Raw genomic sequence first — 24404 nt, 5'->3', positions numbered from 1 at the left:
GGAAGCCGGGCGGGCCGCTCTCAGCCCTCGTCGCCGATCGCCGCGGCAAGCACCGCCCGGGCATTCTCGGAGGACCAGTCCACGTCGCCGGTGATCCGCGCGACCTCCTGCCCCTCGGGGTTGATCAGCACGGTGACCGGCAGGCCGAGCACTGCCATCTGCCGCGCGAGCTCGGATTTCGGATCGCGGTAGAGCGGCAGGTTGTCCACGCCGATCTCCTCGAAGAAGGTGGTCATCGCGGGCGGAGGGTTGCGCCCGGTGGCAATGGTCACCACCTCGAAGCCCGCACCGCCCATGTCCGCCTGCAGCGCGGAGAGCGCCGGCATCTCCTCGCGGCAGGGCGCGCACCATGTGGCCCAGAAATTCACCAGCGCCCACTTGCCCTGAAGATCGGAAAGCGCCTTGTCGCCGCCGTCGAAGTCGACGAAGCCGGCGGTGCCGACGGGCTTGGGCTCGGCATGGAAGACAAGCTTCTTCATCTCGCCTTCCCTGAGGGCGCTTGCGGCCTCCACATCGGCCAGCGCCGGATTTGCAAGCGCAACACCGGCGGTATAGAGGATCGCCAAGGCCAGTTTTTTCATCTTCCCTCCGGAAAGGCAGGACATGTCGGACAAGACCTCGAACCAGATGTGGGGCGGCCGTTTCGCCGCTGGACCCGATGCCATCATGGAGGCGATCAACGCCTCGATCAGCTTCGACAAGCGGCTGGCAGCGCAGGATATTGCCGGCTCGAGGGCCCATGCGGCCATGCTCGCCGCCACAGGCATCGTGGACAGTAGCGACGCCGAGGCCATCCGGGAAGGTCTGCTCACGGTCTTGTCAGAGATCCAGGCGGGTGACTTCGAGTTCTCGACGGCTCTCGAGGACATCCACATGAACGTCGAGGCGCGACTGAAACAAATCATCGGCGACCCGGCTGGCCGGCTGCACACCGCGCGCTCGCGCAACGACCAGGTGGCGACCGACTTCCGGCTCTGGGTGCGCGACCAGTTCGACGCGGCCGAGGGCGGGATCCTCGCGCTGATGAAGGCGCTGCTCGGCCAGGCCGCCGCCGGGGCCGACTGGGTGATGCCCGGCTTCACCCACCTGCAGACCGCGCAGCCGGTCACCTGGGGCCACCACATGATGGCCTATGTCGAGATGTTCGCCCGCGACCTGTCGCGGATGCGCGACGCGCGCAAGCGGATGAACGAATCCCCGCTCGGCGCCGCGGCGCTGGCCGGCACCGGCTTCCCGATCGACCGCCAGATGACCGCCGAGGCGCTCGGCTTCGACCGGCCGATGGCCAACTCGCTCGACGCCGTCTCGGACCGCGACTTCGCGCTGGAATTCCTCGCCGCCGCCTCGATCTGCGCCATGCACCTGTCGCGCTTCGCCGAGGAGCTGGTGATCTGGTCCTCCGCGCAGTTCCGCTTCGTGACCCTGTCGGACCGTTTCTCGACCGGCTCGTCGATCATGCCGCAGAAGAAGAACCCCGACGCCGCCGAGCTGATCCGCGCCAAGATCGGCCGCATCTTCGGTGCCAACGTCGCGCTCATGATGGTGATGAAGGGTCTGCCGCTGGCCTATTCCAAGGACATGCAGGAAGACAAGGAACAGGTCTTCGACGCCGCCGACAACCTGATGTTGGCGCTGGCCGCGATGGAGGGCATGGTCAAGGACATGACCGCCAACGTCGCCAACCTCGAGACCGCCGCCGCCTCGGGCTTCTCCACCGCGACCGATCTTGCCGACTGGCTGGTGCGCGAGACCGGCCTGCCGTTCCGCGATGCCCACCACGTCACCGGCGCGCTTGTCGCCATGGCTGAAAAAAAGGGCTGCGACCTGAGCGATCTTTCGCTTGAGGAGATGAAGTCGGTCAACGATGCAATCTCCGAGGGTATCTTCGACGTGCTGGGCGTGCATAACTCGGTCGCAAGTCGAATGAGCTATGGTGGAACCGCCCCGGCCCGCGTGCGCGAGCAGGTGGCCCGATGGAAGGAAATCCTCGGATGAATCGACTCGCCGGACTTGCCCTGATCGCCGTGACGATGCTGCTCGCTGCCTGCGAGGATCCCAACACGCGCGGCCCGAGGGTGCATACCGGCGTCTCGGTCGGCCCCGGCGGCGTCCACCCCTCGGTGGGCGTCTCGGCCGGACGCGGCCCCGTCCATGTCGGCGTCGGCACCTGAGCCGCGCCACCGACTTGCCGCGCGTCCCTTCCTGAGCGAAAGTGACCCCGCCCGGGCCGCCAAGGCTGCCCCGGGCGAGGAAGGACCGCGAGGAACACCCATGATCATCCGCAGCGCACTGGCCCTCGGCCTTGTCGCCATGCTCGCCGCCTGCGGCGCCGACGGCGTGCCCACGCGCCCCGAACCCAAGGACACCGCGCGCGAGCCCGGTGTCAGCGTCCATGGCACCGTGAAGATGGGCGTCGCCTATCCATGAGCCTGCGCCACCTGTGGCTGGCGCTGGCGCTCTGGGGCGCTGTGCACCCGATGGTCCACATGCTTGGCTGGCTTTCCGCGAACGGCTGGTCGCTGTCCGGGCTCTTCGCCGCGTGGCAGGCCAACGGCGCGGTGGCCGGGCTGGGCTGGGACCTGCTGATCTCGGCCATCACCCTGACGCTCTGGATCCTCGCCGAGGTCACCGTGCGCCGCAACTGGGCGGCGCTGCTGGCGATCCCGGCGACGTTCCTCATCGGCGTCGGCTGCGGGCTTCCGCTCTATCTCTGGATCCGCTCGCGCCCCGTCTAGCGGGCGGCCACGGCCGCGCGCGAGCCTGTTCCCTTCCCACGGGTTATCCTTTATCTCCGCGCTGAAGCCCTAAGGCGGCAGCAGTTTACCGGGGACCGACATGGACCATTTCCTCTATCGCAACGGCATTCTCCACGCCGAGGACGTGCCCGTCCCCGAGATCGTCTCGCAGGTCGGCAGCCCGGTCTACGTCTATTCCACCGCGACCCTGCTGCGGCACTTCCTGCTCTTTGACGAGGCCCTGAGCTGGGGCCCGCACCTCGTCTGCTACGCGATGAAGGCCGCCTCGAACCAGGCAATCCTCAAGACCCTCGCCAAGGCCGGGGCCGGCATGGACGTGGTCTCGGGCGGGGAATACGCCCGCGCCAAGGCCGCCGGCGTGCCGGGCGAGCGCATCGTCTTCTCGGGCGTTGGCAAGACCCGCGCCGAGATCCGCACCGCGCTCGAGGGCGGCATCCGCCAGTTCAACATCGAGAGCGAGCCCGAGATGGAGGTGATCTCGGAGGTTGCCGTCACCCTCGGCGTCATCGCCCCGGTGACCATCCGCGTGAACCCCGACGTCGACGCCAAGACCCACGCCAAGATCGCCACCGGCAAGTCCGAGAACAAGTTCGGCATCCCGATCGCCCGCGCCCGCGAGGTCTATGCCCGCGCCGCCGCCCTGCCCGGGCTGAAGGTGGTCGGCATCGACGTGCACATCGGCTCGCAGCTGACCGACCTCGAGCCCTTCCGGCTGGCGTATCGCAAGGTCGCCGATCTCACCCACGCGCTGCGCGTCGACGGCCACACGATCGAGCGGCTCGACCTCGGCGGCGGGCTCGGCATTCCCTACACCCGCAGCAACGAGGCGCCGCCGCTGCCCACCGACTACGGCCAGATGGTCCGCGAGGAGCTCGGCCACCTCGGCTGCGAGATCGAGATCGAGCCGGGCCGGCTGATCGTCGGCAACGCCGGCATCCTCGTGTCGGAGGTGATCTACCTCAAGCACGGCGAGGGGCGTGATTTCCTCATCCTCGACGCCGCGATGAACGACCTGATCCGCCCGGCGATGTACGACGCGCACCACGACATCGTGCCGGTCATCGAGCCCGCCGCGGCGACCGAGCAGCGGACCTATGACGTGGTCGGCCCGGTCTGCGAGACCGGCGACACCTTCGCCCGCGGCCGCGAGATGCCGCCCGTCGCCCCCGGCGAGCTGGTCGCCTTCCGCTCGGCCGGCGCCTATGGCGCGGTCATGTCCTCGGAGTACAATACGCGGGCACTCGTGCCCGAAGTTCTGGTGAATGGAGATCAATTCGCTGTCATTCGCCGGAGACCGAGCTTTGAGGAAATCATAAACCGCGATACGCTCCCCGAGTGGCTGTAAGCACCCGTCCCTGACGGGCCCCTGCGGCCGCCGGACCGCAGGAGAGACCTCAGGAGACACCGATGGCCTCAAGGGACCGCGCGCCCGCAGAGATCCTGAAGCCGGTGAGATGGCAGATCCGCCTGACCCTCTGGGGCATGGCGGTGGAACGGCTCGTGCGCGCCTTCTGGCCGCTCTGGTCGGTCATCTTCGTGACGCTGGCCGCGCTGATGCTCGGCCTGCAGGATCTCGTGGACGTGGAATGGGTCTGGGCCGCCGCTGTCCTCGCGCTCGGCGGCACCTGCTGGGCGCTCTGGCGCGGCATCCGGCGGATGCGCTGGCCGCGCCGCGAGGAGGCGATGCTGCGGCTCGACTCCACCCTGCGCGGAAGCCCGATCCTCGCCGCGCTCGACACTCCCGCCATCGGCGCCACGGACCCCGGCTCGCAGGCGCTGTGGAAGGCGCACCAGCAGCGGATGCGCGCGCGGATGCTCGAGGCGCGCACGGTGCGCCCCGACCTGCGCGTCGCCCGCGCAGATCCCTATGCCCTGCGCTACGTCGCCCTGCTGGCGCTCTTCGTCGCGCTGATCTTCGGCTCGGTGCTGCAGATCCGCTCGGTCACCGCCATGGGCCCCTCGGGCGATGGCCTTGCCTCCGGCCCGACATGGGAAGGCTGGATGGAGCCGCCCGCCTACACCCGCCTGCCGTCGGTCTACCTCAACGACATCACCGCCGCCTCGCTCGACGTGCCCGAGGGCGCGCGCATCACCCTCCGGCTCTACGGCGAGGTCGGCGCGCTCGACGTGACCGAGACCGTCTCGGGCCGCGCGCCCGACCCGGCGCAGGACCCGCAGACCCCGGCCGAGACCGCGCAGGAATTCGAGGTCACGCAATCCGGCCAGATCGCCATCGACGGCCCCGGCGGCCGCGCGTGGCAGATCGCCGTGATCCCCGACAGCCGCCCCACCGTGTCGCAACAGGGCGAGATCGAATCGAGCTACGAGGGCGACGCGCAGATCCCCTATGCCGCCACCGACGATTACGGCGTCGTCTCGGGCACCGCGCGCATCGAGCTGGCGCTCGACGAGGTCGACCGCCGATACGGGCTTGCCCCCGAGCCCGAGCCGCGCGACGCGATCGAGCTGCCGCTGCCCATGCCGATCGCCGGCAGCCGCACCGAGTTCACCGAGACGCTGATCGAGAATTTCTCGCAGCACCCCTGGGCCAACCTGCCGGTGCGCATCTCGCTCGAGGTCGCCGACGAGGCGGGCCAGACCGGCGCTGCCGAGGCGCAGGTCATCACCCTGCCCGGCCGCCGCTTCTTCGACCCGCTCGCCGCCGCGCTGATCGAGCAGCGCCGCGCGCTGCTCTGGAGCCGCGACAATTCCGGCGACGTGGCGCAGATCCTGCGCGCCGTCAGCTACAAGCCCGACGACATCTTCCGCTCGGCCGTGCCCTACCTGCGGCTGCGCACCATCCAGCGCCGGCTCGAGGAGTTCATGGCCAACGGCATGAGCGCCGAGCAGCAGGACGAGATCGCCACCGCGCTCTGGGATCTGGCGCTGCTGCTCGAGGAGGGCGATCTTTCGAGCGCGCTGGAACGGCTGCAGCGCGCGCAGGACCGGCTCAACGAGGCGATGAAGAACGGCGCCACCGACCAGGAGATCGCCGAGCTGATGCAGGAGCTGCGCGAGGCGACCGACGACTACCTGCGGCAGCTCTCGCGGCAGGCCCAGCAGAACCCCGACCAGGACCAGCAGCAGATGGCCCAGGATCAGAACATGATCGAGCTGAGCCAGAACGACCTGCAACGGATGATGGACCGCATCCAGGAGCTGATGGAGCAGGGCCGCATGGCCGAGGCGCAGGAAGCCCTGCGCCAGCTGCAGCAGATGATGGAGAACATGCAGGTCACCCAGGGCCAGCCCGGTCAGGGCCAGACCCCCGGCGAGCAGGCGATGGAGGGGCTCGGCGAGACGCTGCGCAACCAGCAGGGCCTGTCGGACGAGGCCTTCCGCCAGCTGCAGGACCAGTTCAACCCCGGCCAGCAGGGCCAGCAGGGCCAGCAGGGGCAACAGGGCCAGCAAGGTCAACAGCAGGGCCAGTCCGGCGAGGGCCAGCCCGGCGACCAGCCCGGACAGGGCGATGGCCAGGCGCAGGGCCAGGGTCAGGGCGGCGGCCAGCAGGGCGACGGCGGCACGCTCGAGGAAAACCTCGCCGACCGCCAGCAGGCGCTGCGCGACGAGCTGAACCGCCAGCGCCAGAACCTGCCCGGCGCGGGCACCGAGGCCGGCGAGGCCGCGCGCGACGCACTGCGCCGCGCTGACGAGGCGATGGACGGGGCCGAGGAGGCGCTGCGGCAGGACGATTTCGCCGAGGCGCTCGACCAGCAGTCGCAGGCCATGGAGGCGCTGCGCGAGGGCATGCGCAACCTCGGCGAGGCGCTTGCGCAGCAGCAACAGCAGCAGGGTCAAGGCCAGCAGGGCATGGCGCAGGGCGGCGATCCCGGCCAGCAGCGCGACCCGCTCGGCCGCAACGCCGGCAGCAACGGCCAGCTCGGCACCGACGAGACCATGCTGCAGGGCGAGGACGTCTACCGCCGCGCCCGCGAGCTGCTCGACGAGATCCGCCGCCGCACCGGCGAGGGCGAACGTCCGCAGGAAGAACTCGACTATCTGGAAAGGCTGCTGGAGCGGTTCTGACCCGCTCCAGCGCCTGGGACCTCAGCCCTGCCCGAGCTTGGGCGAGGGCCGCGCCGGGGCGAGCGGCGTCTCCGACAGGCGGATGGGCGTGCGGATGCCCGGCACACCATCTCCCTCGATCCGCATCCCGCGCGCGATCACCTGCGGGTTTTCGAAGACCTGGTCGACCGAGTTGATCGGCCCGGCGGGCACCGTGGCCTTTTCCAGAGCCGCCAGCAGCTCGGCCCGGCCCCACTTTGCCAGCGCCTCGACCAGCGCGGGGCGCAGCAGCTCGCGATGCGCCACCCGCGCCTCATTGGTGGCAAAGCGCGCATCCTCGGCCAGCGTCAGCCCCAGCACGTCGCAGAGCCGGGCGAACTGCCCGTCATTGCCCACGGCAAGGATCAGGTCGCCCGACCCGGTCGGCAGTACCTCGTAGGGCGCGATGTTGGGATGCGCATTGCCCAGCCGGCGCGGCGCGCGGCCGGTGGCGAGGAAGTTCATCCCCTGGTTGGCCAGCACGCCGACGGCGCAGTCGAGCAGCGCCATGTCGACCAGTTGTCCCCGCCCGGTGCGCTCGCGCGCGGCCAGCGCCGCCTGGATGCCGATCACCGAGTAGAGCCCGGTGAAGATGTCGGCAAAGGCGACGCCGACCTTCTGCGGCTCGCCGTCCGGGCTGCCGGTCAGGTCCATCCAGCCCGCCATGCCCTGGATCAGGAAGTCATACCCCGCCCGCTCGGCATAGGGACCGTCCTGCCCGAAGCCGGTGATCGAGCAATAGACCAGCCGGGGGTTCACCTCGCGCAGGCTCTCGTAGTCGAGCCCGTACTTGCGCAGGCCGCCGAGCTTGAAGTTCTCGATCACCACGTCGGCATCCGCCACCAGCTCGCGCACCAGCGCCTGCCCCTCGGCGGTGCGGAAATCCGCGACCACCGAGCGCTTGCCCCGGTTCGTGGCGTGGAAATAGGCGGCAGACCGGTCGCCCTCGCGCTCGATGAACGGCGGGCCCCAGCGACGGGTGTCGTCGCCCTCGGGCGCCTCGACCTTGATCACCTCGGCCCCGAGGTCGGCCAGCACCTGCCCGGCCCAGGGCCCGGCGAGGATGCGCGCAAGCTCGATCACGCGCACCCCGTGCATGGGGGGCAACTGGGGAGGCAGTTGCATCAGAAGAACGCCTGGATGCCGGTCTGTGCCCGCCCGAGGATCAGCGCGTGCACGTCATGGGTGCCCTCGTAGGTGTTCACCGTCTCGAGGTTGGCCGCGTGGCGCATCACGCCGTATTCGATCTGGATGCCGTTGCCGCCGTGCATGTCGCGGGCCATGCGCGCGATATCCAGCGCCTTGCCGCAGTTGTTGCGCTTGATCAGCGAGACCATCTCGGGCGCGGCGCGGCCCTCGTCCATCAGGCGGCCGGTGCGCAGGCAGGCCTGCAGCCCCAGCGCGATCTCGGTCTGCATGTCGGCGAGCTTCTTCTGGAAGAGCTGCGTGCCGGCCAGCGGCTTGCCGAACTGCTTGCGGTCGAGGCCATACTGGCGCGCCTGGTGCCAGCAGAACTCGGCGGCGCCCATGACGCCCCAGGCGATGCCGTAACGCGCGCGGTTGAGGCAGCCGAACGGCCCCTTCAGCCCCTCGACATTGGGCAGCAGCGCCTCCTCGCCGACCTCGACGTCATCCATGACGATCTCGCCGGTGATGCTCGCCCGCAGCGACAGCTTGCCGCCGATCTTCGGCGCGCTGAGGCCCTTCATGCCCTTTTCCAGCACGAAGCCGCGGATCTTGCCGCCATGCGCCTCGGACTTGGCCCAGACCACGAAGACATCGGCGATCGGCGCGTTCGAGATCCACATCTTGGACCCCTTCAGCACGTAGCCGCCCTCGGTCTTCACCGCGCGGGTCTTCATCCCCGCCGGGTCCGAGCCCGCGTCAGGCTCGGTCAGGCCGAAGCAGCCGATCCACTCGCCGCTGGCCAGCTTCGGCAGGTACTTCATGCGCTGCTCTTCCGAGCCGTAGGCATAGATCGGGTACATCACGAGCGAGGACTGCACCGACATCATCGAGCGATAACCGCTGTCCACCCGCTCCACCTCGCGCGCGACGAGCCCGTAAGCCACGTAACCCGCGCCGATGCCGCCGTAGGCCTCGGGGATGGTCGAGCCGAGCAGGCCGAGCGCGCCCATCTCGCGGAAGATCTCCGGGTCGGTGTGCTCGTCGAGATAGGCGTGCTCGACGCGCGGCAGCAGCTTGTCCTGAGCGAAGGCATGGGCCGCGTCGCGGATCATCCGCTCCTCTTCCTCGAGCTGCTCCCCGAACAGCAGCGGGTCCTCCCAGGCGAACGAGGCCAGCTCGGGGCGTTCCTTGGGCTTGAGATGGGACAGGTCGGTCATGGGAGGCTCCTCCGGGGAAGGGTGTATTCGGCGCGGAGACTAGCGCCCGCGCGGCCCGGTGAAAAACGATTTGATTTGCTCATGTCATGACAAAAACTCATAGTCTGCGCATCCAAGGAGACCCGGATGCGCAAACCCTACATGCCCAGCGTCGGCGAGCTCGAGGCCTTCGTCGCCTGCGCCCGGCGCGGCACCACGACCATGGCCGCCGAAAGCCTGAACCTCACGCAGAGCGCCATCTCGCGCTCGCTCGCGGCGCTCGAGGACCGGCTCGGCGTCGCGCTCTTCCTGCGCGTGCGGCAAAGGCTGGTGCTGTCCCCGGCGGGGCAGGCCTTTCTGCTGCAGGCCGAGAAGGTGCTGGGCGAGCTCGACGGCGCGGCAATGGGGGTGATGGCCTTCGGCGGGCAATCGACCGTGCTGCGCCTCGCCGTGCTGCCGAGCTTTGCCCGCACATGGCTGATCCCGCGCCTGCCGAGCTTTGCCCGCGCCGCCCCCGGCATCACGCTCGACCTCACCGCGCGGCTGCAGCCGGTGGAGTTCGCCCGCGATCCCTTCGACCTCGCGCTTATGCGCAGCCAGCATGAAACCCCCGGCACCACCGCCGAGACCGTCGCCCGCGAGGAGATGGTGGTGGTCGCCGCCCCGGCGCTGCTCTCGGGCCGCGCCGAGCTCTCGGACGCAGCGCTGCTCGAGCTGCCCCTCCTGCAGCAATCCACCCGCCCGACGCTCTGGCTCGACTGGTTCAGGGGCCGCGACACCGACGCCCGCCGCATCCTGCGCGGCGCCCGCTTCGACCATTTCGACATGATCCTCGACGCCGCCATGGCCGGGCTCGGCGTCGGCATCGTCCCCGAGATCATCGCCCGCCCGGCGCTCGCCAGCGGCAGGCTCACCCTCGCCGCCCAGCGCCGCTTCGCCAGCGGCGAGAGCTACGCGCTGATCCTGCCCGAGCGCAGCGCCGGCAACGCCGGGGTGGCCGCCTTCCGCGACTGGCTGCTGCGCGAGATCGCCGCCTGAGGCGCACGCCCTCCCCGGTGCAGCCGCCACGCGGCTTGAGCTGCCCGAATATTCAGCACAGGCTCCTCCTGGGGCGCGTGACCGCCCCGCGGACCTTTGCAAGAGTCCGAACTTTCTTCTTCAGTACCGCAGACCACCGGAAGGACAGCATGGCCGAGGAACTCACCCGAAACGAAGGCACCGATGCCGCCTTCACGCTTTGCCTGAACGCGCAGGCCGTGCCCGGCACGCAATGGACCGAAGGCCAGGACGCCATCCTCAGCGACGCGGGCTTCGCCGCCGCGGCCGAGACAATCCGCGGCTGGCCCGGTCATGCCGAGACGCCGCTCGCCGCGCTGCCGGCGCTGGCCGCCGAGACCGGCGTCGCCAGCCTGCACTACAAGGACGAGGGCAGTCGTTTCGGCCTCGGCAGTTTCAAGGCGCTCGGCGGCGCCTATGCCGTGGCGCGGCTGCTGCAGAAGGAACTCTCCACCCGGCTCGGCCGCGCCGTGGACATGTCCGAGATCACCTCCCGCGCGATCCCCGAGGCGGCGGGGATCACCGTCTGCTGCGCCACCGACGGCAACCACGGCCGCTCGGTCGCCTGGGGCGCACAGAGCTTCGGCTGCGCCTGCGTGATCTTCATCCATGCCACCGTCTCCGAGGGCCGCAAGGCGGCGATCGAGGCCTACGGCGCCGAGGTCCGCCGCACCCCAGGCAACTACGACGACTCGGTGCGCGCGGCGCAGGAGGTGGCGACGGCGCAAGGCTGGTTCGTGGTCTCCGACACCTCCTACCCCGGCTACATGGACGTGCCGCGCGACGTGATGCAGGGCTACGAGCTGATGGCGGCCGAGGCGCTGGATGCGCTGGACCAGCCGCCCACCCACATCTTCCTGCAGACCGGCGTCGGCGGCATGGCCGCGGCGGTGACCGCGCAGGCGGTGCGCCGCTACGGCGCGAACCGCCCGAGGATCATCCTCTGCGATCCCGACCAGGCGGCCTGCTTCCTCGCCTCCTACCGGACCGGCACGCGCACCGCGGTGCACGGCGATCTCGGCACGCTGATGGCCGGGCTTGCCTGCGGCGAGGTCTCGGCCCTCGCCTGGGAAATCCTGCAGGACCACGGCGACGCGGTGATCGCGCTGTCCGATGCCGCCGCCGTCGCCGCCATGCGCCGCCTCGCCTTCCCCACAGGCGGCGATCCCGCGCTGGTCGCGGGCGAGTCCGCCGTCGCCGGCGTCGCCGGGCTGCGCCTTGCCATGGCCGACCCCGAGGCGCGCGCGCTGCTCGGCCTCGACGAGGCCTCCCGCATCCTCACCTTCGGCACCGAGGGCGACACCGACCCCGGGCTCTACGAAGAGCTCGTCGGCGCGCCCGCCTCCCAGATCAGATCAACCCCCTGAAAGGATCCGCCATGAGCCGCAAGTTCACCGTCGCCGCCGCCCAGCTCGGCCCCATCGCGAAGGACGAGCCGCGCAGCTCCGCCGTCGCCCGCCTCTGCGCGATGATGCGGGACGCCAAGGCGCGCGGCGCCTCGCTCGTGGTCTTCCCCGAACTTGCGCTCACCACCTTCTTCCCGCGCTGGTTCATCGAGGCCGGCCCCGGGCTCGACCAGTGGTTCGAGACCGAGATGCCGAACGACGCCACCGCGCCGCTCTTCGCGCTGGCAAGGGAGCTCGAGATCGGCTTCCACCTCGGTTATGCCGAGCTCACCCCCGATGGGCACCACTACAACACGGCGATCCTCGTCGGCCCCGACGGCGAGATCGCCGGCAAGTACCGCAAGATCCACCTGCCCGGGCACTGGGAGAACGAGGAGTGGCGCCCCTTCCAGCACCTCGAGAAGCGCTATTTCGAGAAGGGCGACCTCGGCTGGCCGGTGTTCGACATGTTGGGCGGCAAGCTCGGCATGTGCATCTGCAATGACCGCCGCTGGCCGGAGACCTGGCGCGTGCTCGGCCTCGGCGGCGCCGAGCTGGTCTGCCTCGGCTACAACACCCCGATCCATTTCGCCCCGGCGCCCGAGCACGACCACCTGCAGTATTTCCACAACGAGCTCTCGGTCATGGCGGGCTGCTACCAGAACGGCACCTGGGGCGTCGCCGTGGCCAAGGCCGGGCTCGAGGAGGGCTCGGTGCTGATCGGCGGCTCGATCATCGTCGCGCCCACCGGCGAGATCGTCGCCAAGGCCAGCACATCGGGCGACGAGGTGATCTGCGCCGAGGTCGACCTCGACCGCTGCGCCGAGATCCGCGCCAATGTCTTCAACTTCGAAGAGCACCGCGAGCCGCTGGACTACCTGCCGATCACCGCGCCCAAGACCCGGCGCCGCGCCGCCGAGTGAGGCCGCTCCGAAAGGGCGTATTTGAAAAGAGAAGAAGCGGAGGACGCGCCCCGTCCCCCGCTTCCACTTGTCTCAAATATCCCGGGGGAGAGGCGCGCAGCGCCTCGGGGGCGGAGCCCCCACTTACTGCCGGCGGGCGGAGCCCCCACTTCCTCCGGCGGGCGGAGCCCCCTCTTTCTCAGTAGCTAAGGAAGAGCCCGGCGTTATTCTGCAGGATGATGCGGATCGCGTAGACCGCGATCAGCGTGACCAGCGGCGCGAGGTCGAGCCCGCCCATCGGCGGCAGCACCCGGCGGATGGTGGAATAGATCGGCTCGAGCAGGCGGTTCAGCCCGTCCCAGATCTGCGCGACCAGCGGCTGGCGCAGGTTCAGCACCTGGAAGTTGATCAGCCAGCTCATGATCACATGCGCGATGATGATGAACCAGACCACGTCGAGGATCAGCATCAGGATCTGGAACAGCGATTGCATGCGGGTGCGCCCTTTGTGAATGAAACCGTCCCAAGACCTAGGCAGCCGCGGCGCAAAGCTCAAGAGTGCCGCAAGGTCGCGGTTGACGCAGGCGTCACCCTGCGACCCTTTTGCCCTCCGAAAGGAGCGCCCATGTACCCGTTTCTGCGCCTCGCCAAGGAATTGTTCCTCGTCCGCAACGCCCTGCCGCTCGAGCCGGGCGAGACCAGCGTGACGCGCCACGTCTGCTGGCCCTGGGATCTCGACATGTTCGCCGAGCTCAACAACGGCCGGGTGCTGACGCTCTACGATCTCGGGCGCATGCCGATGGCCCGGCGCAGCGGCCTGCTCGCCCTGCTCAAGCGCGAGCGCTGGGGCTTTGCCATCGCCGGGACCATGGTGCGCTACCGCAAGCGGGTGAAGCTCTTCGACCGGATCGAGATGCACAGCCGGCTGATCGGCTGGGACGCGCGGTTCCTCTACATCGAGCAGAGCATGTGGAAATCGGACGGGGAGTGCGCCAGCCACGCGGTGTTCCGCACCGCCGTCACCTCCGGCGCGGGGATGATCGCGCCCGGGCGGGTGATGGGCCTGCTCGGCGGGGACACCGTCTCGCCGCCGCTGCCGGACTGGGTCGGGACCTGGATCGAGAGCGAGACCCAGCGCCCCTGGCCGCCGATGCAGGAGCCGGTGCCGGCGCCCCTGCCCGCCGCCGCCGCGCCCGCGGTGGCGGAGCCCGCCGACCTCCGCGCCGGCGAAAACGCCGCCTGAGCCCGGCGCGGCCTTGCCTTGGCGCCGCCGCCCCTGTTCTATCGCCGCAAACGGCCAGGGACAGGGCAGGACAGTGCAGGCAGGACAGGGCATGACGACGAACAGGAGCTTGCGCAGGCGCATCTGGGGCTGGTTCTTCTTCGACTGGGCCAGCCAGCCCTACAACACGCTGCTGATCACCTTCATCTTCGCGCCCTACGTGAAGGAGCTGATGGGTGACGGCAGCGCCGCGCAGGCGGCCTGGGGCTTCGGCATCGGCGCGGCGGGGCTGGTCATCGCGATCCTCGCCCCGGTGCTCGGCGCCATGGCCGACAGCGGCGGCCACCGGATGCGCTGGATCTGGCTCTTCTCGGTGCTCTACGTGCTCGGCTCGGCGATGCTCTGGTTCGCGGCGCCCGGCGCGTTCAACCTTGCCGCCACGCTGTTCTTCTTCGCGCTCGGCCTCGTCGGCATGGAGTTCGCCACGATCTTCACCAATGCCATGCTGCCGGACCTCGGCCCGCGCGAGGAGATCGGCCGCATCTCGGGCAACGGCTGGGCCTTCGGCTACGTCGGCGGGCTGATCTCGCTGGCGCTGATGCTGGCGCTCTTCGCCGAGAGCGCGGCGACCGGCAAGACCCTGCTCGGGCTCGACCCGGTGCTCGGCCTCGACGCCGCCCAGCGCGAGGGCACCCGCGCCGTCGGCCCGCTCACCGCGCTCTGGTACGCGGTCTTCATGATCCCGTTCTTCCTCTGGGTGAAGGAGCCGAAACCCGTGGCCGCGCCGAGGGGCGCGCTGCGCCGCGGCCTCGCGCAGCTCAAGGACACGCTGCGCCGCCTGCCCCGCCGCCCGTCGCTTTTCGCCTATCTCGCCGCGTCGATGTTCTACCGCGACGCGCTCAACGGCATGTATGCCTTCGGCGGCATCTACGCGGCGGGCGTGCTCGGCTGGTCGGTGGTCGACACCGGGGTCTTCGGCATTCTCGCCATCGTCTCGGGCGCGCTCTTCGCCTGGCTCGGCGGCAAGGCCGACACGAAGCTCGGCCCGAAGCCGGTGATCGTGGCGATGATCGTGCTGCTGGCGCTGGTCGCCCTCGCCATCGTGCTGGTCGACCGGCAGAGCGTCTTCGGCCTGCCGGTCCCCGAGGGATCGAAGCTGCCGGACCTCGCCTTCTATCTCTTCGGCGTGCTCATCGGTGCCGGCGGCGGCGTGCTGCAATCGGCCTCGCGCAGCATGATGGTGCGCCAGGCCGACCCGGCGCGGATGACCGAGGCCTTCGGGCTCTACGCGCTTTCCGGCAAGGCGACCTCGTTCCTTGCGCCGCTGCTCATCGGCGCTGCCACCCTGCTGAGCGGATCGCAGCGGATCGGCGTCACGCCGCTGATCCTGCTTTTCGTCGTGGGGCTCGGTCTGTTACTCTGGGTGAAACCAGACGGAGATCGAGCAGAATGATCCGCACCCTGACGACCCTCACCCTGGCCTCCGCGCTTGCCCTGGGCCTCGCCGCCTGCAGCGACGACCGCCCGGCCCCGCGCGCCACCAGCACCGCCGAGCTGCCCAAGGTCACCGGCGTGATCTCGACGAAGAACGCCAAGCAGCTCTTCGGCGCGCAGAGCGTGCCGGCGCAGCTGACCCCCGCCGCCTTCGGCTCCTATGCCAAGGGCTGCGTCGCCGGCGCGCAGCAGCTGCCCGAGACCGGGCCGACCTGGCAGGCGATGCGCCTGTCGCGCAACCGCAACTGGGGCCACCCCGAGCTGGTCGGCTTCCTCGAGGACCTCTCGCGCAAGGCGGCGCAGCTGCCCGGCTGGAACGGCATCTACGTCGGCGACATGAGCCAGCCGCGCGGCGGGCCGATGGTGACCGGCCATGCCAGCCACCAGATGGGGCTCGACGCCGACATCTGGATGCGCCCCACCGACAACCTGCACCTGACGCGCCAGCAGCGCGAGGACCTCTCGTCGATCTCGATGCAGCGCGCCGCGGGCGCCTACGTCAACGACAAGTGGACGCCGCAGCACCACGCGCTGCTCAAGGCCGCGGCGCAGGACCCGCGCGTCGCGCGCATCTTCGTCTTCCCCGGCGCCAAGGTGCAGATGTGCAAGGACGAGACCGGCGACCGCTCCTGGCTGCGCAAGATCCGTCCCTGGTACGGGCACCACTACCATTTCCACGTGCGCCTGAACTGCCCGCGCGGCGATGCCTCCTGCGTCAACCAGGACCCGCCGCCCGCCGGCGACGGCTGCGCCGATGCGCAGGCCTGGGTGAACAACATCCTCAACCCTCCGAAACCCGACCCGAACGCGCCCAAGGTGACCCCGACACCCAAGCGCGAACTGGTGATGGGTGACCTTCCGGCCCAATGCGCTTCCGTTCTCGCCGCGCGCTGAGCGCGGCCCGCATCGCCGGACTGGCGAGCCTGCTGGCGATGTCGGCCTGCGCCGACACGCCCGACGGGCCGCCCGGCGTGCGCTACGTCGGCACCTACACCTGGAGCAATTCGCACGACCGCTTCGGCGGCTTCTCCGGGCTCGAGGTCAGCGACGACGGGCAGCAGTTCACCGCGATCAGCGATCGCGGCAGCATCGTCATGGGCAGTTTCGAGCGCGAGGACAGCCGCATCACCGGGCTCGAGTCCACGCCGGTGGAAAAGCTGCTCGACGAGACCGGCAGCCGGATCGACCCCGAGATCGACGATGCCGAGGGGCTCGCCATCGGACCCGACGGGCGGCTCTACGTCTCCTTCGAGGGCCCGCCGCGCATCCACGCCTCCGAGCGCTACGACCTGCCCGCCACCGTGCTGCCGAGGGGCCCCTTCTACCGCAGCCTCGAGGGCAACTCGGGGATGGAGGCGCTCGCCATCGATGCGCAGGGACGGCTGCTGACCCTGCCCGAGCGCTCCGGCCGGCTCACCCGCCCCTTCCCGGTCTGGCGGCTCGAGGACGGAAACTGGAGCCACGTCTTCGACCTGCCCCGGCGCGGCGGCTTCCTCGCGGTCGGCGCCGACATCGGGCCCGACGGGCGCTTCTACCTGCTCGAGCGCGAGTTCACCGGCTACGCCTTCCGCAGCCGGGTGCGGCGCTTCGACATCACCGACGACAGGATCTCGAACGAGCAGACCCTGTTCGAGAGCCGCCCGCTGCAGCACGACAACCTCGAGGGCATCGCGGTCTGGCGCTCGTCCCCGGGTCGGCTGCGGCTGACGATGATCTCGGACGACAACTTCAAGTTCTTCCAGAAGACCCAGTTCGTCGAATACGACGTGCCGGAATCGCTTGATCTGCACGGGCTCAGCCAGTAAGGACCCGTCCGTCCGCCCGGCAGGCGGGCCAAGTTCCCCGCCACCTTGCTAAAACGGGTCACCATCATGACACGCTCCTTCCTTCCCGGCATCATCGCCATGGCCGCCACCGTGCTGGCCTCGAACATCCTCGTGCAGATCCTCTTCGGCCAGTGGCTGACCTGGGGCGCCTTCACCTACCCCGTCGCCTTCCTCGTCACCGACCTGATGAACCGCCTCTACGGCGTGCGGGCGGCGCGCAAGGTGGTGCTCGCGGGCTTCGTCACCGGGGTGATCTGCTCGCTCATCGGCACGCAGGTGATGCTGCAGGGCGACGGCTACAGCTACCCGGCGGTGACGCTGCGCGTGGCGCTCGGCTCCGGCGCCGCCTTCCTCACCGCGCAGCTCATGGACGTGGCGATCTTCGACCGGCTGCGCGACGGCGCCTGGTGGCGCGCGCCGCTGGCCTCGACCCTCGTCGGCAGCTCGCTCGACACGGTGATCTTCTTCTCGGTGGCCTTCGCCGGCGCGCTCAGCTTCCTCGAGCCCGGCAACGACGTGTCCTGGGCGAACGAGACCCTGCCGCTGCTCGGCGCCGGTCCGACCGTGCCGCTCTGGGTCTCGCTGGGCCTCGCGGACTGGATGGTGAAGCTCTCGCTGGCCATCCTCGCCCTCGTTCCCTTCCGAATGATCGTTTCTAAGGCACTTTCCTCTAGGGCAATCGCCTGAGGCTGCAAAAACGCTTTGCGGATGTGCTTTTCCATGGCACGCTGAAATTGCGTTTTCAAAACAGCTGAAAGGAGGTGATCCAGTGTCTAGAGAAGCATTGGAGAAGGGTGTTGGGACAGTTCGGAGGGCAGTACGCTAGGGCAGCCCCTGGCGTGAAGGAACCCGAATTGGCGCTGCCCTAACCGGCCCCGCCTCCTTGACGTCTCGAATGGGTCACGCGACAGGCCGCGTGGCCCATTTACGATTGGACCCGCGCCCCGGCGCGGGTCTCGTGCTTTCCGCCCCGCGCCGCTTGCACCGCCCCCGTTCCACGCTAATGTCCCCGCCATGCTGCGCATCACCGACACCATAAGCATTTCGGACTGGGAGCTTACCGAGCAGTTCATCCGCGCCTCCGGCCCGGGCGGGCAGAACGTGAACAAGGTCTCGACCGCCGTCGAGCTGCGTTTCGAGGCCGAGCGCTCGCCCAGCCTGACGCCGCCGGTCAAGGCCCGGCTGAAGCGCCTCGCCGGCCGCCGCTGGACCAAGGACGGCGCGCTGGTGCTGCAGGTCGAGGACACCCGCAGCCAGGCCCGCAACCGCGAGATCGCCCGCGAGCGCCTCGCCGAGCTGATCCGCAAGGCGCTGGAAAAGCCGCGCCGCCGCATCGCCACCAAGCCGACGCTCGGCTCCAAGAACCGCCGCATCAAGGCCAAGAAGGAGCGCGGCGAGGTCAAGGCGATGCGCGGCCGGATCGACTCCGAGTGACCGCAACGGGGCGCCGCCTCCTGCTTCCTCTCTTTTCAAATACGCAAATCCGGCCTCCGACAGGCCGAACCGCGCGTCGGAAGCGGGCGCGGGGCCTTGTTCACCGAATCTTAGTGTGAGAGTCTGCGTCCTAGAGCAGTCACCATAAAATCAGGCCCCCAGCCCATGCCACGCGACACCGCGCCCGCCGAGGCGCTGCTGAAGGACATTTTCGGCTACGACGCCTTCCGCCCCGGGCAGGGAGAGATCGTCGAGGCGGTGGCGGCGGGGCACAATGTTCTGGCCATCATGCCCACGGGCGGCGGCAAGTCGCTCTGCTACCAGCTTCCGGCGCTGCTGCGCGGCGGGCTCACCGTGGTCATCTCGCCGCTCATCGCGCTGATGCGCGACCAGGTACGCGGTCTGCGCGAGGCCGGGGTGACGGCGGGGGCGCTGACCTCGGGCAACACCCAGGAGGAAACCGACGCGGTCTGGCAGGGGCTAGAGGACGGCTCGCTGCGGCTCCTCTACCTGGCGCCGGAACGGCTCGCCTCGTCGGGCACGCAGCGCATGCTGGCGCAGGCCGGGGTCGGGCTCATCGCCGTGGACGAGGCGCATTGCGTCAGCCAGTGGGGGCACGACTTCCGCCCCGACTACCTGCGCATCGGCGAGCTGCGCCGCGCGCTCGGCGTGCCGATCGCCGCCTTCACCGCCACCGCCGACCAGGAGACCCAGGCCGAGATCGTCACCCGGCTCTTCGACGGCACCCAGCCCGAGACCTTCCTGCGCGGCTTCGACCGGCCCAACATCCACCTCGCCTTCGCGCCCAAGGACAGTCCCCGCACGCAGATCCTGCGCTTCGCCGCCGCCCGCCGCGGCCGCTCGGGCATCGTCTACTGCGGCACCCGCGCCAAGACCGAGGCTCTGTCCAAGGCGCTCGGCGAAGAGGGGCATCCGAGCTGCTTCTACCACGGCGGCATGGAGGCCGAGGCCCGGCGCGAGGTCGAGGAACGCTTCGCCACCGAGGACGGGCTGATCGTCTGCGCCACCGTCGCCTTCGGCATGGGGGTCGACAAGCCCGACATCCGCTGGGTTGCCCATGCCGACCTGCCGAAGAGCATCGAGGCCTATTACCAGGAGATCGGCCGCGCCGGGCGTGACGGTGCCCCGGCCGAGACGCTGACCCTCTACGGCGCCGACGACATCCGCCTGCGCCGCTCGCAGATCGACGAGGGCATGGCCCCGCCCGAGCGCCGCATCGCCGACCATGGCCGGCTCAACGCGCTCTTGGGCCTCGCCGAGGCGCTGGAATGCCGCCGCCAGACGCTGCTGCGCTACTTCGGCGAAGCGGCCGAGCCCTGCGGCAACTGCGATCTCTGCGACAGCCCCCCGCAGGTCTTCGACGGCACCGAGGCGGTGCGCAAGGCGCTCTCCGCCGCGCTGCGCACCGGCGAGAATTTCGGCGCCGGGCACCTCATCGACATCCTGCTCGGCAATGACACCGACAAGGTGCGCCAGCGCGGCCACGACGGGCTGCCGACCTTCGGCGTCGGCCGCGATCTCACGAAGGGCCAGTGGCAGGCGGTGTTCCGGCAGATGATGGGCCGCGATCTCGTCCGCCCCGACCCCGAGCGCCACGGCGCGCTGGTGATGACCGAGGCCGCGCGCCCGATCCTGCGCGGCGAGGAGAGCATCTCGCTGCGCCGCGACGTGATCGACAAGGCCGCCCAGCGCCGCCCGCAGGTCAAGACGCTGGTCTCGGAGGAGGACGCGCCGCTGATGTCCGCGCTCAAGGCCAAGCGCCGCGCGCTGGCCGAGGCCGCCGCGCTGCCCGCCTACATGATCTTCCCCGACCGCACGCTGATCGAGATGGCCGAGCGCCGCCCCGAGACGCTGGACCAGATGGGCGCGATCTCGGGCGTCGGCGCCAAGAAGCTCGAACGCTACGGCGCCGAGTTCCTCTCGGTGATCACCGGCGGCGCCCCGGAAGAGACGCACCCGCTGCGGATGCGCGCCGCGGCGCGGGGCACCGGCGATCTCTACGACCGGCTGATGAGCGCCCAGGCCGAGCTGATCCGCGGCGAGGATGGCACGGAAAAGCCGCTCTCCTGCTCGGCCTCGCTGCTGGCGAAGATCGCCGGGCTGCGCGATCCCGCGCCCGAGGACCTCGAGCGTATCCTCGGGGAGCGACGTTTTGTCCGGTTCGGCCCGGCCTTCATGGACCTTCTCGCCGAAGCCGATTAGACCCGTCCCGAAGTTCTGCAAATGTTCGAGGAGTGACCGCGGATGCTCGTGGTGATTTCGCCCGCAAAGAAGCTGGATTGGGCCCCGCGCGAGACCGAGATGACCACGCCGGATTTCGGCGAGGATGCGCTGCGGCTGGTCGAGACCGCGCGCGGCCTGACCACCGGTGACCTGAAGAAGCTGATGCACCTGTCGGACACGCTCGCCCAGCTCAACCACGACCGCTTCCGCGACTATGCCGAAACCCCCGAGGTCGAGGCGCTGCGCCCCGCCGCGCTGGCCTTCGCCGGCGACACCTACCAGGGGCTCGACGCCACCTCGCTCGACCCCGAGGAAATGGACTACGCGCAGGACCACCTGCGGATCCTCTCCGGCCTCTACGGCGTGCTGCGCCCGCGCGACGCGATCCAGCCCTACCGGCTGGAGATGGGCTCGCGCCTCAAGACCAGCCGCGGCAAGTCGCTCTACGACTACTGGGGCGCGCAGCTGTCCAACGCGCTGAACGCGCAGGGCGACAGCGTCGGCGCCGAGGTTCTGGTGAACTGCGCCAGCCAGGAATATTTCGGCGCGGTCTGCCCCAGGGCTCTGAAACTGCGGGTGATCACCCCGCAGTTCCTCGAGGACAAGGATGGCGCGCCCAAGGTGGTCAGCTTCTATGCCAAGCGCGCCCGCGGCGCGATGGCGCGGTTCATCGTCACCCGCCGCATCACCGACCCCGAGGCTCTGCGCGACTTCGACCTCGGCGGCTATGCCTATGACGAGGAACGCTCGACTGCGGACCAGCCGGTCTTCATCCGCCCCTATTCCAACGCCGCCTGATCCGGCAGGTCCGGCGTGGCGGCGGCCGCGCCGGGCACGCCCCAGCGCTCGATCAGCCGCGCCAGCTCGGCCTTGCGCAGCGGCTTGGTGAGGTAATCGTCGAGCCCCGCCGCCAGCAGCGCCTCGCGGTCGCCGCTCATCGCATGGGCGGTCACCGCGATGATCGGCACATGCGGCCCCTCCCCCTCCATCGCGCGGATGCGCTGCGTCGCCTCCTTGCCGTCCATCCCCGGCATCGAGATGTCCATGAACACCAGATCCGGCCGCCGCGCCTCGAAGGCGCCCACCGCCTCGGCCCCGTCGCTGGCGAAGCGCAACGCCAGCTCGCGCCCCAGCGCCTCGGCCATCTTGCGGAACACCAGCTGGTTGGTGCGGTTGTCCTCGGCCAGCAGCACGTCGAGCGGCGGCAGCGCCGAGGGCGCGGCCACCGCCGCCGCCTCCCCGCGCAGGCCCGCACCATCGCCCAGCGGCAGCGGCAGGCGCAGGCCGAAGAGCGCGCCCTTGCCGACCTCGGACTCGACCCAGATCTCGCCCCCCATCATCGCCACCAGCCGCCGGCTGATCGCCAGCCCGAGCCCGGTGCCCTCGAAGGTCCGGTTGCGCGCGTCCTCCACCTGGTTGAACTCGCCGAAGATATGCTCGAGCTTGTCCGGCGCGATGCCGATGCCGGTGTCCGAGACGCGGATCTCCAGCCCCGCCATCTCGCCCTCGATCCGCCCCGAGACGGCGATGCCCACCTCGCCCTCGGCGGTGAACTTCACCGCGTTGCCGGCAAGGTTGGTGAGGATCTGCCGGATCCGCCCGCCGTCACCCACGAAGCCGCGCGGCAGCTCCGCCGGGTAGTCCACCTTGAGTGCCACGCCCTTGCCCTGCGCCGCCGGCAGCAGCAGCCGCGCCACCTCGTCGATCGCCCGGCCAAGGTCGAAGGGTTCGGCGGCGATCACCATCCGCCCCGCCTCGATCTTCGAGTAGTCGAGGATGTCGTTGATGATCAGCAGCAGGGCCTCGCCCGAGCTGCGGATGGTCTCGGCGCAGAGCCGCTGCGCCTCGCTGAGCGGGCCGTCCATCAGCAGCTCGGCCATGCCCACCACACCGTTCATCGGCGTGCGGATCTCGTGGCTCATGTTGGCGAGGAAGGAGGATTTCGCGTGGCTGGCGATCTCGGCCCGCTGCCGCGCCTCCTCGAGCTCCTGCTGGATGCGCTTCGCCTCCGAGATGTCGATGCGCAGCCCGACCCGGCCGCCATCCGACAGCGGCCGCTCGTAGACCCGCAGCCAGCGCCCGTCGCCGAGCTGCTGCTCGAGTTCGCGCCCGGTGCTGCGATGCGCCGCCAGCCGCTCGGCCAGCCAGTCCTCCTCGCGCCCGGCGGCCTCGCGGTACTGGCCGCGCTCGAGCCCGAAGCGCAGGATGTCCTCGAAACTGGCACCGGGGCGGATCGCCGGGGCGCTCTCGCGGTAGATGCCGCGGTAGGTCTCGTTGCACATCAGCAGCCGGTCCTCGGCGTCGTAGATGACGAAGCCGTCCGGCAGCTCCTCGAGCGCCGACCACATGCGCATCAGCTCGGTGATGTCGAAGCTCAGCGTCACCACCCCGCCGTCGGGAAGGTGCCGGTCCTGCAGCTGCAGGAACTGGCCGGTGTAGATGCGGATGGTTTCGGTGGGGATCGGGTCGGCCTCCCAGCGCGCCGCCATGCGCGCGCGCCAGTCGTCGCCATGCTCGCCCTGCAGATCGACGATCCCCTCCTCGACCATCATGTCGAGCACATGCGCGTAGCCCGCCCCGGGGCGGATCGTGTCGAGCCCGTCGAAGAGCCCCAGCCAGGCCGGGTTGGCAAGCTCCATCCGGCGCTCGGCGTTGAAGGTGGCAAAGCCGTCGCGCATGCAGGACAGCGCGGTCCAGAGCTGCCCCTCGACCAGCTCGATCTTCTGGTGCGCGGCGCCGAGCTGGGTCTTCACCCGCAGGTTCTCGTCGCGCACCGTGGCGACCTCGGCCCGGGTCTCGGTGATCTCGTGGCTGAGCTGGCGCGCATGGGTGCCGAGCTTGCGGTTGGCGGCGAAAAGCTCCGCCTGCTTCAGCTCCAGCAGCCGTTCCGCCGCGAGGCGTGCGCGCCGTTCCTCGGCCAGCCGTGCCGCGATCTCCATGCTCCAAGCCCTCTGCGACCGATCCAGCATGGGCGGGGCAAGGTGAAGATTGCCTTAAGAAAACCGATGCAAAACGCTCGCTTGCCTTTACGCAAGGGCAGGGGCACCATGGTAGGGCCGACTTTGGGAGGAGTTGGACATGCGATGTTTTTTCCCCGGTCCGACCGGGTCTTCCGGTCCCGGGCATGAGTCCCGGCGCGGCGCACCCTGATGAGCGAGACCCTTGCAACGATCCACTGGCGGGCGCTCGACCGCGACGGCGAGGACAAGTGCCGCCTCGCCCGCCACAAGGACGGCTACATGCTGGTCGGCCACGCCCGGTTCCGCGACGGCACCGGCTGGGCGGCGCTCGACTACGTGGTGCGCTGCGGGCCCGACTGGCTGCCGCGCAGCGCCGACATCACCGGCACTGCCGGCGGCGAGGAGGTCCGCACCCGGCTCACCCGCCGGAACGGCGCCTGGCTGGTCAACGGCACCGAGCAGCCCGAGCTTGCCGGCTGCACCGACGTGAGCTTCGCCTTCACCCCCGCCACCAACCTCGTGCCGCTGCGCCGCCTGCCCGAGGTCGGCCGCCTCACCGTCTGTTCCGCCTGGCTGCGCCTGCCCGGCCCGCGCCTCGACCCGCTCGAGCAGAGCTACACGCGCGAGCGCGGCGGGCTGATCGGCTACGAGGCCACGCAGACCGGCCACAATGCCCAGATCACCGTCGATCCGCAGGGCTTCCCGACGCTCTATCCCGGCCTCTGGAAACGCGTCGAACTCTGACCACGCCGCCCGC

At 70.0% G+C, this 24404-nt stretch carries 23 protein-coding genes; 18 read left to right on the top strand and 5 right to left on the bottom strand.

The genetic code is table 11. The annotated features are described in order from the left end of the window. Nucleotides 1–20: 20 nt before the first annotated feature. Entirely contained in the window at nt 21–581 is a 561-nt protein-coding gene (locus tag PVT71_RS06080) for a TlpA disulfide reductase family protein (RefSeq protein WP_353473606.1), read from the bottom strand. A 22-nt stretch (nt 582–603) separates the two neighbouring features. Here PVT71_RS06080 and argH point away from each other — a divergent pair, with 22 nt between their 5' ends. From argH to PVT71_RS06050, 6 genes are all read left to right on the top strand, one after another. Continuing rightward, nucleotides 604–1995, top strand: a complete 1392-nt coding sequence (argH, locus tag PVT71_RS06075; RefSeq protein ID WP_353473605.1) for an argininosuccinate lyase — start codon at nt 604–606, stop codon at nt 1993–1995. After that, on the top strand, nt 1992–2171 hold the full coding sequence (locus tag PVT71_RS06070) for a hypothetical protein (RefSeq protein ID WP_353473604.1): 180 nt from the start codon (nt 1992–1994) through the stop codon (nt 2169–2171). Before argH ends, PVT71_RS06070 begins: the two co-directional genes overlap by 4 nt. A 100-nt stretch (nt 2172–2271) precedes the next feature. Next, nucleotides 2272–2427: an argininosuccinate lyase gene (locus tag PVT71_RS06065; RefSeq protein WP_353473603.1), complete on the top strand. Its 156-nt coding sequence runs from the start codon at nt 2272–2274 to the stop codon at nt 2425–2427. Further along, complete coding sequence (locus PVT71_RS06060; RefSeq protein ID WP_353473602.1) at nt 2424–2735, top strand: DUF2834 domain-containing protein; 312 nt, start codon at nt 2424–2426, stop codon at nt 2733–2735. Before PVT71_RS06065 ends, PVT71_RS06060 begins: the two co-directional genes overlap by 4 nt. A gap of 100 nt (nt 2736–2835) precedes the next feature. After that, nucleotides 2836–4101, top strand: coding sequence for a diaminopimelate decarboxylase (gene lysA / locus PVT71_RS06055; RefSeq protein ID WP_353473600.1), 1266 nt, complete (start codon nt 2836–2838; stop codon nt 4099–4101). A 62-nt stretch (nt 4102–4163) separates the two neighbouring features. Further along, on the top strand, nt 4164–6782 hold the full coding sequence (locus PVT71_RS06050; RefSeq protein ID WP_353473599.1) for a TIGR02302 family protein: 2619 nt from the start codon (nt 4164–4166) through the stop codon (nt 6780–6782). A 21-nt stretch (nt 6783–6803) separates the two neighbouring features. Here the strand turns inward: PVT71_RS06050 and PVT71_RS06045 are convergent, their stop codons facing one another. Both PVT71_RS06045 and PVT71_RS06040 read right to left on the bottom strand, forming a co-directional pair. Further along, a complete protein-coding gene (locus PVT71_RS06045) occupies nt 6804–7925 on the bottom strand; it encodes a CaiB/BaiF CoA-transferase family protein (RefSeq protein ID WP_353473598.1) in 1122 nt (373 codons plus the stop codon). Beyond that, nucleotides 7925–9145 carry an acyl-CoA dehydrogenase gene (locus tag PVT71_RS06040; RefSeq protein ID WP_353473597.1) on the bottom strand — a complete coding sequence of 407 codons (1221 nt, stop codon included), beginning with the start codon at nt 9143–9145 and terminating at the stop codon, nt 7925–7927. Before PVT71_RS06040 ends, PVT71_RS06045 begins: the two co-directional genes overlap by 1 nt. Before the next feature lie 126 nt (nt 9146–9271). Between PVT71_RS06040 and PVT71_RS06035 the strand changes: the two genes are divergently transcribed. The 3 genes from PVT71_RS06035 (at nt 9272) to PVT71_RS06025 (ending at nt 12488) form a co-directional block, all read left to right on the top strand. Further along, entirely contained in the window at nt 9272–10162 is an 891-nt protein-coding gene (locus PVT71_RS06035; protein WP_353473596.1) for a LysR substrate-binding domain-containing protein, read from the top strand. A gap of 149 nt (nt 10163–10311) precedes the next feature. Beyond that, nucleotides 10312–11547: a diaminopropionate ammonia-lyase gene (locus PVT71_RS06030; protein WP_353473595.1), complete on the top strand. Its 1236-nt coding sequence runs from the start codon at nt 10312–10314 to the stop codon at nt 11545–11547. 11 nt (nt 11548–11558) lie between these two features. Next, nucleotides 11559–12488: an N-carbamoyl-D-amino-acid hydrolase gene (locus PVT71_RS06025; protein WP_353473594.1), complete on the top strand. Its 930-nt coding sequence runs from the start codon at nt 11559–11561 to the stop codon at nt 12486–12488. A gap of 178 nt (nt 12489–12666) precedes the next feature. On the opposite strand, the gene PVT71_RS06020 is transcribed toward PVT71_RS06025, so the two are convergent. Then, the gene (locus PVT71_RS06020) at nt 12667–12960 is read right to left on the bottom strand and encodes a YggT family protein (protein WP_353473593.1); all 294 of its coding nucleotides are present in this window, start codon (nt 12958–12960) and stop codon (nt 12667–12669) included. Nucleotides 12961–13092: 132 nt separating this feature from the next. On the opposite strand from PVT71_RS06020, the gene PVT71_RS06015 reads away from it, so the two are divergent. The 8 genes from PVT71_RS06015 to yaaA all read left to right on the top strand — a co-directional run bounded on the left by PVT71_RS06015 (nt 13093) and on the right by yaaA (nt 21485). Next, complete coding sequence (locus PVT71_RS06015; protein ID WP_353473592.1) at nt 13093–13710, top strand: acyl-CoA thioesterase; 618 nt, start codon at nt 13093–13095, stop codon at nt 13708–13710. A 13-nt stretch (nt 13711–13723) separates the two neighbouring features. After that, complete coding sequence (locus PVT71_RS06010; protein ID WP_353473591.1) at nt 13724–15142, top strand: MFS transporter; 1419 nt, start codon at nt 13724–13726, stop codon at nt 15140–15142. Further along, nucleotides 15139–16077: a penicillin-insensitive murein endopeptidase gene (gene mepA, locus PVT71_RS06005; RefSeq protein WP_353473590.1), complete on the top strand. Its 939-nt coding sequence runs from the start codon at nt 15139–15141 to the stop codon at nt 16075–16077. Before PVT71_RS06010 ends, mepA begins: the two co-directional genes overlap by 4 nt. After that, nucleotides 16050–16988, top strand: a complete 939-nt coding sequence (locus PVT71_RS06000) for an esterase-like activity of phytase family protein (RefSeq protein ID WP_353473589.1) — start codon at nt 16050–16052, stop codon at nt 16986–16988. Before mepA ends, PVT71_RS06000 begins: the two co-directional genes overlap by 28 nt. A gap of 66 nt (nt 16989–17054) precedes the next feature. Continuing rightward, nucleotides 17055–17696: a queuosine precursor transporter gene (locus tag PVT71_RS05995; RefSeq protein ID WP_353473588.1), complete on the top strand. Its 642-nt coding sequence runs from the start codon at nt 17055–17057 to the stop codon at nt 17694–17696. A gap of 327 nt (nt 17697–18023) precedes the next feature. Next, on the top strand, nt 18024–18443 hold the full coding sequence (arfB, locus tag PVT71_RS05990) for an alternative ribosome rescue aminoacyl-tRNA hydrolase ArfB (RefSeq protein WP_353473587.1): 420 nt from the start codon (nt 18024–18026) through the stop codon (nt 18441–18443). Nucleotides 18444–18608: 165 nt separating this feature from the next. Beyond that, nucleotides 18609–20666 carry a DNA helicase RecQ gene (gene recQ / locus PVT71_RS05985; protein ID WP_353473586.1) on the top strand — a complete coding sequence of 686 codons (2058 nt, stop codon included), beginning with the start codon at nt 18609–18611 and terminating at the stop codon, nt 20664–20666. A gap of 42 nt (nt 20667–20708) precedes the next feature. Continuing rightward, nucleotides 20709–21485 (top strand): peroxide stress protein YaaA, encoded by a 777-nt coding sequence (gene yaaA / locus PVT71_RS05980; protein ID WP_353473585.1) that lies wholly within the window; start codon nt 20709–20711, stop codon nt 21483–21485. Here the strand turns inward: yaaA and PVT71_RS05975 are convergent. After that, the gene (locus PVT71_RS05975) at nt 21467–23626 is read right to left on the bottom strand and encodes a PAS-domain containing protein (protein ID WP_353473584.1); all 2160 of its coding nucleotides are present in this window, start codon (nt 23624–23626) and stop codon (nt 21467–21469) included. The genes yaaA and PVT71_RS05975 overlap by 19 nt on opposite strands. A 210-nt stretch (nt 23627–23836) precedes the next feature. Here PVT71_RS05975 and PVT71_RS05970 point away from each other — a divergent pair, with 210 nt between their 5' ends. Beyond that, nucleotides 23837–24391 carry a putative glycolipid-binding domain-containing protein gene (locus PVT71_RS05970; protein ID WP_353473583.1) on the top strand — a complete coding sequence of 185 codons (555 nt, stop codon included), beginning with the start codon at nt 23837–23839 and terminating at the stop codon, nt 24389–24391. Nucleotides 24392–24404: the final 13 nt, after the last annotated feature.

The sequence above is a fragment of the Salipiger sp. H15 genome (genome assembly GCF_040409955.1).
Taxonomy (GTDB): domain Bacteria; phylum Pseudomonadota; class Alphaproteobacteria; order Rhodobacterales; family Rhodobacteraceae; genus Salipiger.
Note: the sequence above shows the minus strand (reverse complement) of the source record. Positions and strands in the feature narration are given on the sequence as shown.

Excerpts from the sequence above, each read along its gene's own strand:
- PVT71_RS06020 (WP_353473593.1), bottom strand. The coding sequence starts at position 12,960 with ATGCAATCGCTGTTCCAGATCCTGATGCTGATCCTCGACGTGGTCTGG.
- PVT71_RS05995 (WP_353473588.1), top strand. The coding sequence starts at position 17,055 with ATGACACGCTCCTTCCTTCCCGGCATCATCGCCATGGCCGCCACCGTG.
- PVT71_RS06080 (WP_353473606.1), bottom strand. The coding sequence starts at position 581 with ATGAAAAAACTGGCCTTGGCGATCCTCTATACCGCCGGTGTTGCGCTT.
- PVT71_RS06050 (WP_353473599.1), top strand. The coding sequence starts at position 4,164 with ATGGCCTCAAGGGACCGCGCGCCCGCAGAGATCCTGAAGCCGGTGAGA.
- recQ (WP_353473586.1), top strand. The coding sequence starts at position 18,609 with ATGCCACGCGACACCGCGCCCGCCGAGGCGCTGCTGAAGGACATTTTC.
- PVT71_RS06000 (WP_353473589.1), top strand. The coding sequence starts at position 16,050 with ATGCGCTTCCGTTCTCGCCGCGCGCTGAGCGCGGCCCGCATCGCCGGA.
- PVT71_RS06015 (WP_353473592.1), top strand. The coding sequence starts at position 13,093 with ATGTACCCGTTTCTGCGCCTCGCCAAGGAATTGTTCCTCGTCCGCAAC.
- PVT71_RS06045 (WP_353473598.1), bottom strand. The coding sequence starts at position 7,925 with ATGCAACTGCCTCCCCAGTTGCCCCCCATGCACGGGGTGCGCGTGATC.
- PVT71_RS06070 (WP_353473604.1), top strand. The coding sequence starts at position 1,992 with ATGAATCGACTCGCCGGACTTGCCCTGATCGCCGTGACGATGCTGCTC.
- mepA (WP_353473590.1), top strand. The coding sequence starts at position 15,139 with ATGATCCGCACCCTGACGACCCTCACCCTGGCCTCCGCGCTTGCCCTG.
- PVT71_RS06040 (WP_353473597.1), bottom strand. The coding sequence starts at position 9,145 with ATGACCGACCTGTCCCATCTCAAGCCCAAGGAACGCCCCGAGCTGGCC.
- arfB (WP_353473587.1), top strand. The coding sequence starts at position 18,024 with ATGCTGCGCATCACCGACACCATAAGCATTTCGGACTGGGAGCTTACC.
- argH (WP_353473605.1), top strand. The coding sequence starts at position 604 with ATGTCGGACAAGACCTCGAACCAGATGTGGGGCGGCCGTTTCGCCGCT.
- PVT71_RS06030 (WP_353473595.1), top strand. The coding sequence starts at position 10,312 with ATGGCCGAGGAACTCACCCGAAACGAAGGCACCGATGCCGCCTTCACG.
- PVT71_RS06025 (WP_353473594.1), top strand. The coding sequence starts at position 11,559 with ATGAGCCGCAAGTTCACCGTCGCCGCCGCCCAGCTCGGCCCCATCGCG.
- PVT71_RS05975 (WP_353473584.1), bottom strand. The coding sequence starts at position 23,626 with ATGGAGATCGCGGCACGGCTGGCCGAGGAACGGCGCGCACGCCTCGCG.
- PVT71_RS05970 (WP_353473583.1), top strand. The coding sequence starts at position 23,837 with ATGAGCGAGACCCTTGCAACGATCCACTGGCGGGCGCTCGACCGCGAC.
- PVT71_RS06065 (WP_353473603.1), top strand. The coding sequence starts at position 2,272 with ATGATCATCCGCAGCGCACTGGCCCTCGGCCTTGTCGCCATGCTCGCC.
- PVT71_RS06060 (WP_353473602.1), top strand. The coding sequence starts at position 2,424 with ATGAGCCTGCGCCACCTGTGGCTGGCGCTGGCGCTCTGGGGCGCTGTG.
- yaaA (WP_353473585.1), top strand. The coding sequence starts at position 20,709 with ATGCTCGTGGTGATTTCGCCCGCAAAGAAGCTGGATTGGGCCCCGCGC.
- PVT71_RS06035 (WP_353473596.1), top strand. The coding sequence starts at position 9,272 with ATGCGCAAACCCTACATGCCCAGCGTCGGCGAGCTCGAGGCCTTCGTC.
- lysA (WP_353473600.1), top strand. The coding sequence starts at position 2,836 with ATGGACCATTTCCTCTATCGCAACGGCATTCTCCACGCCGAGGACGTG.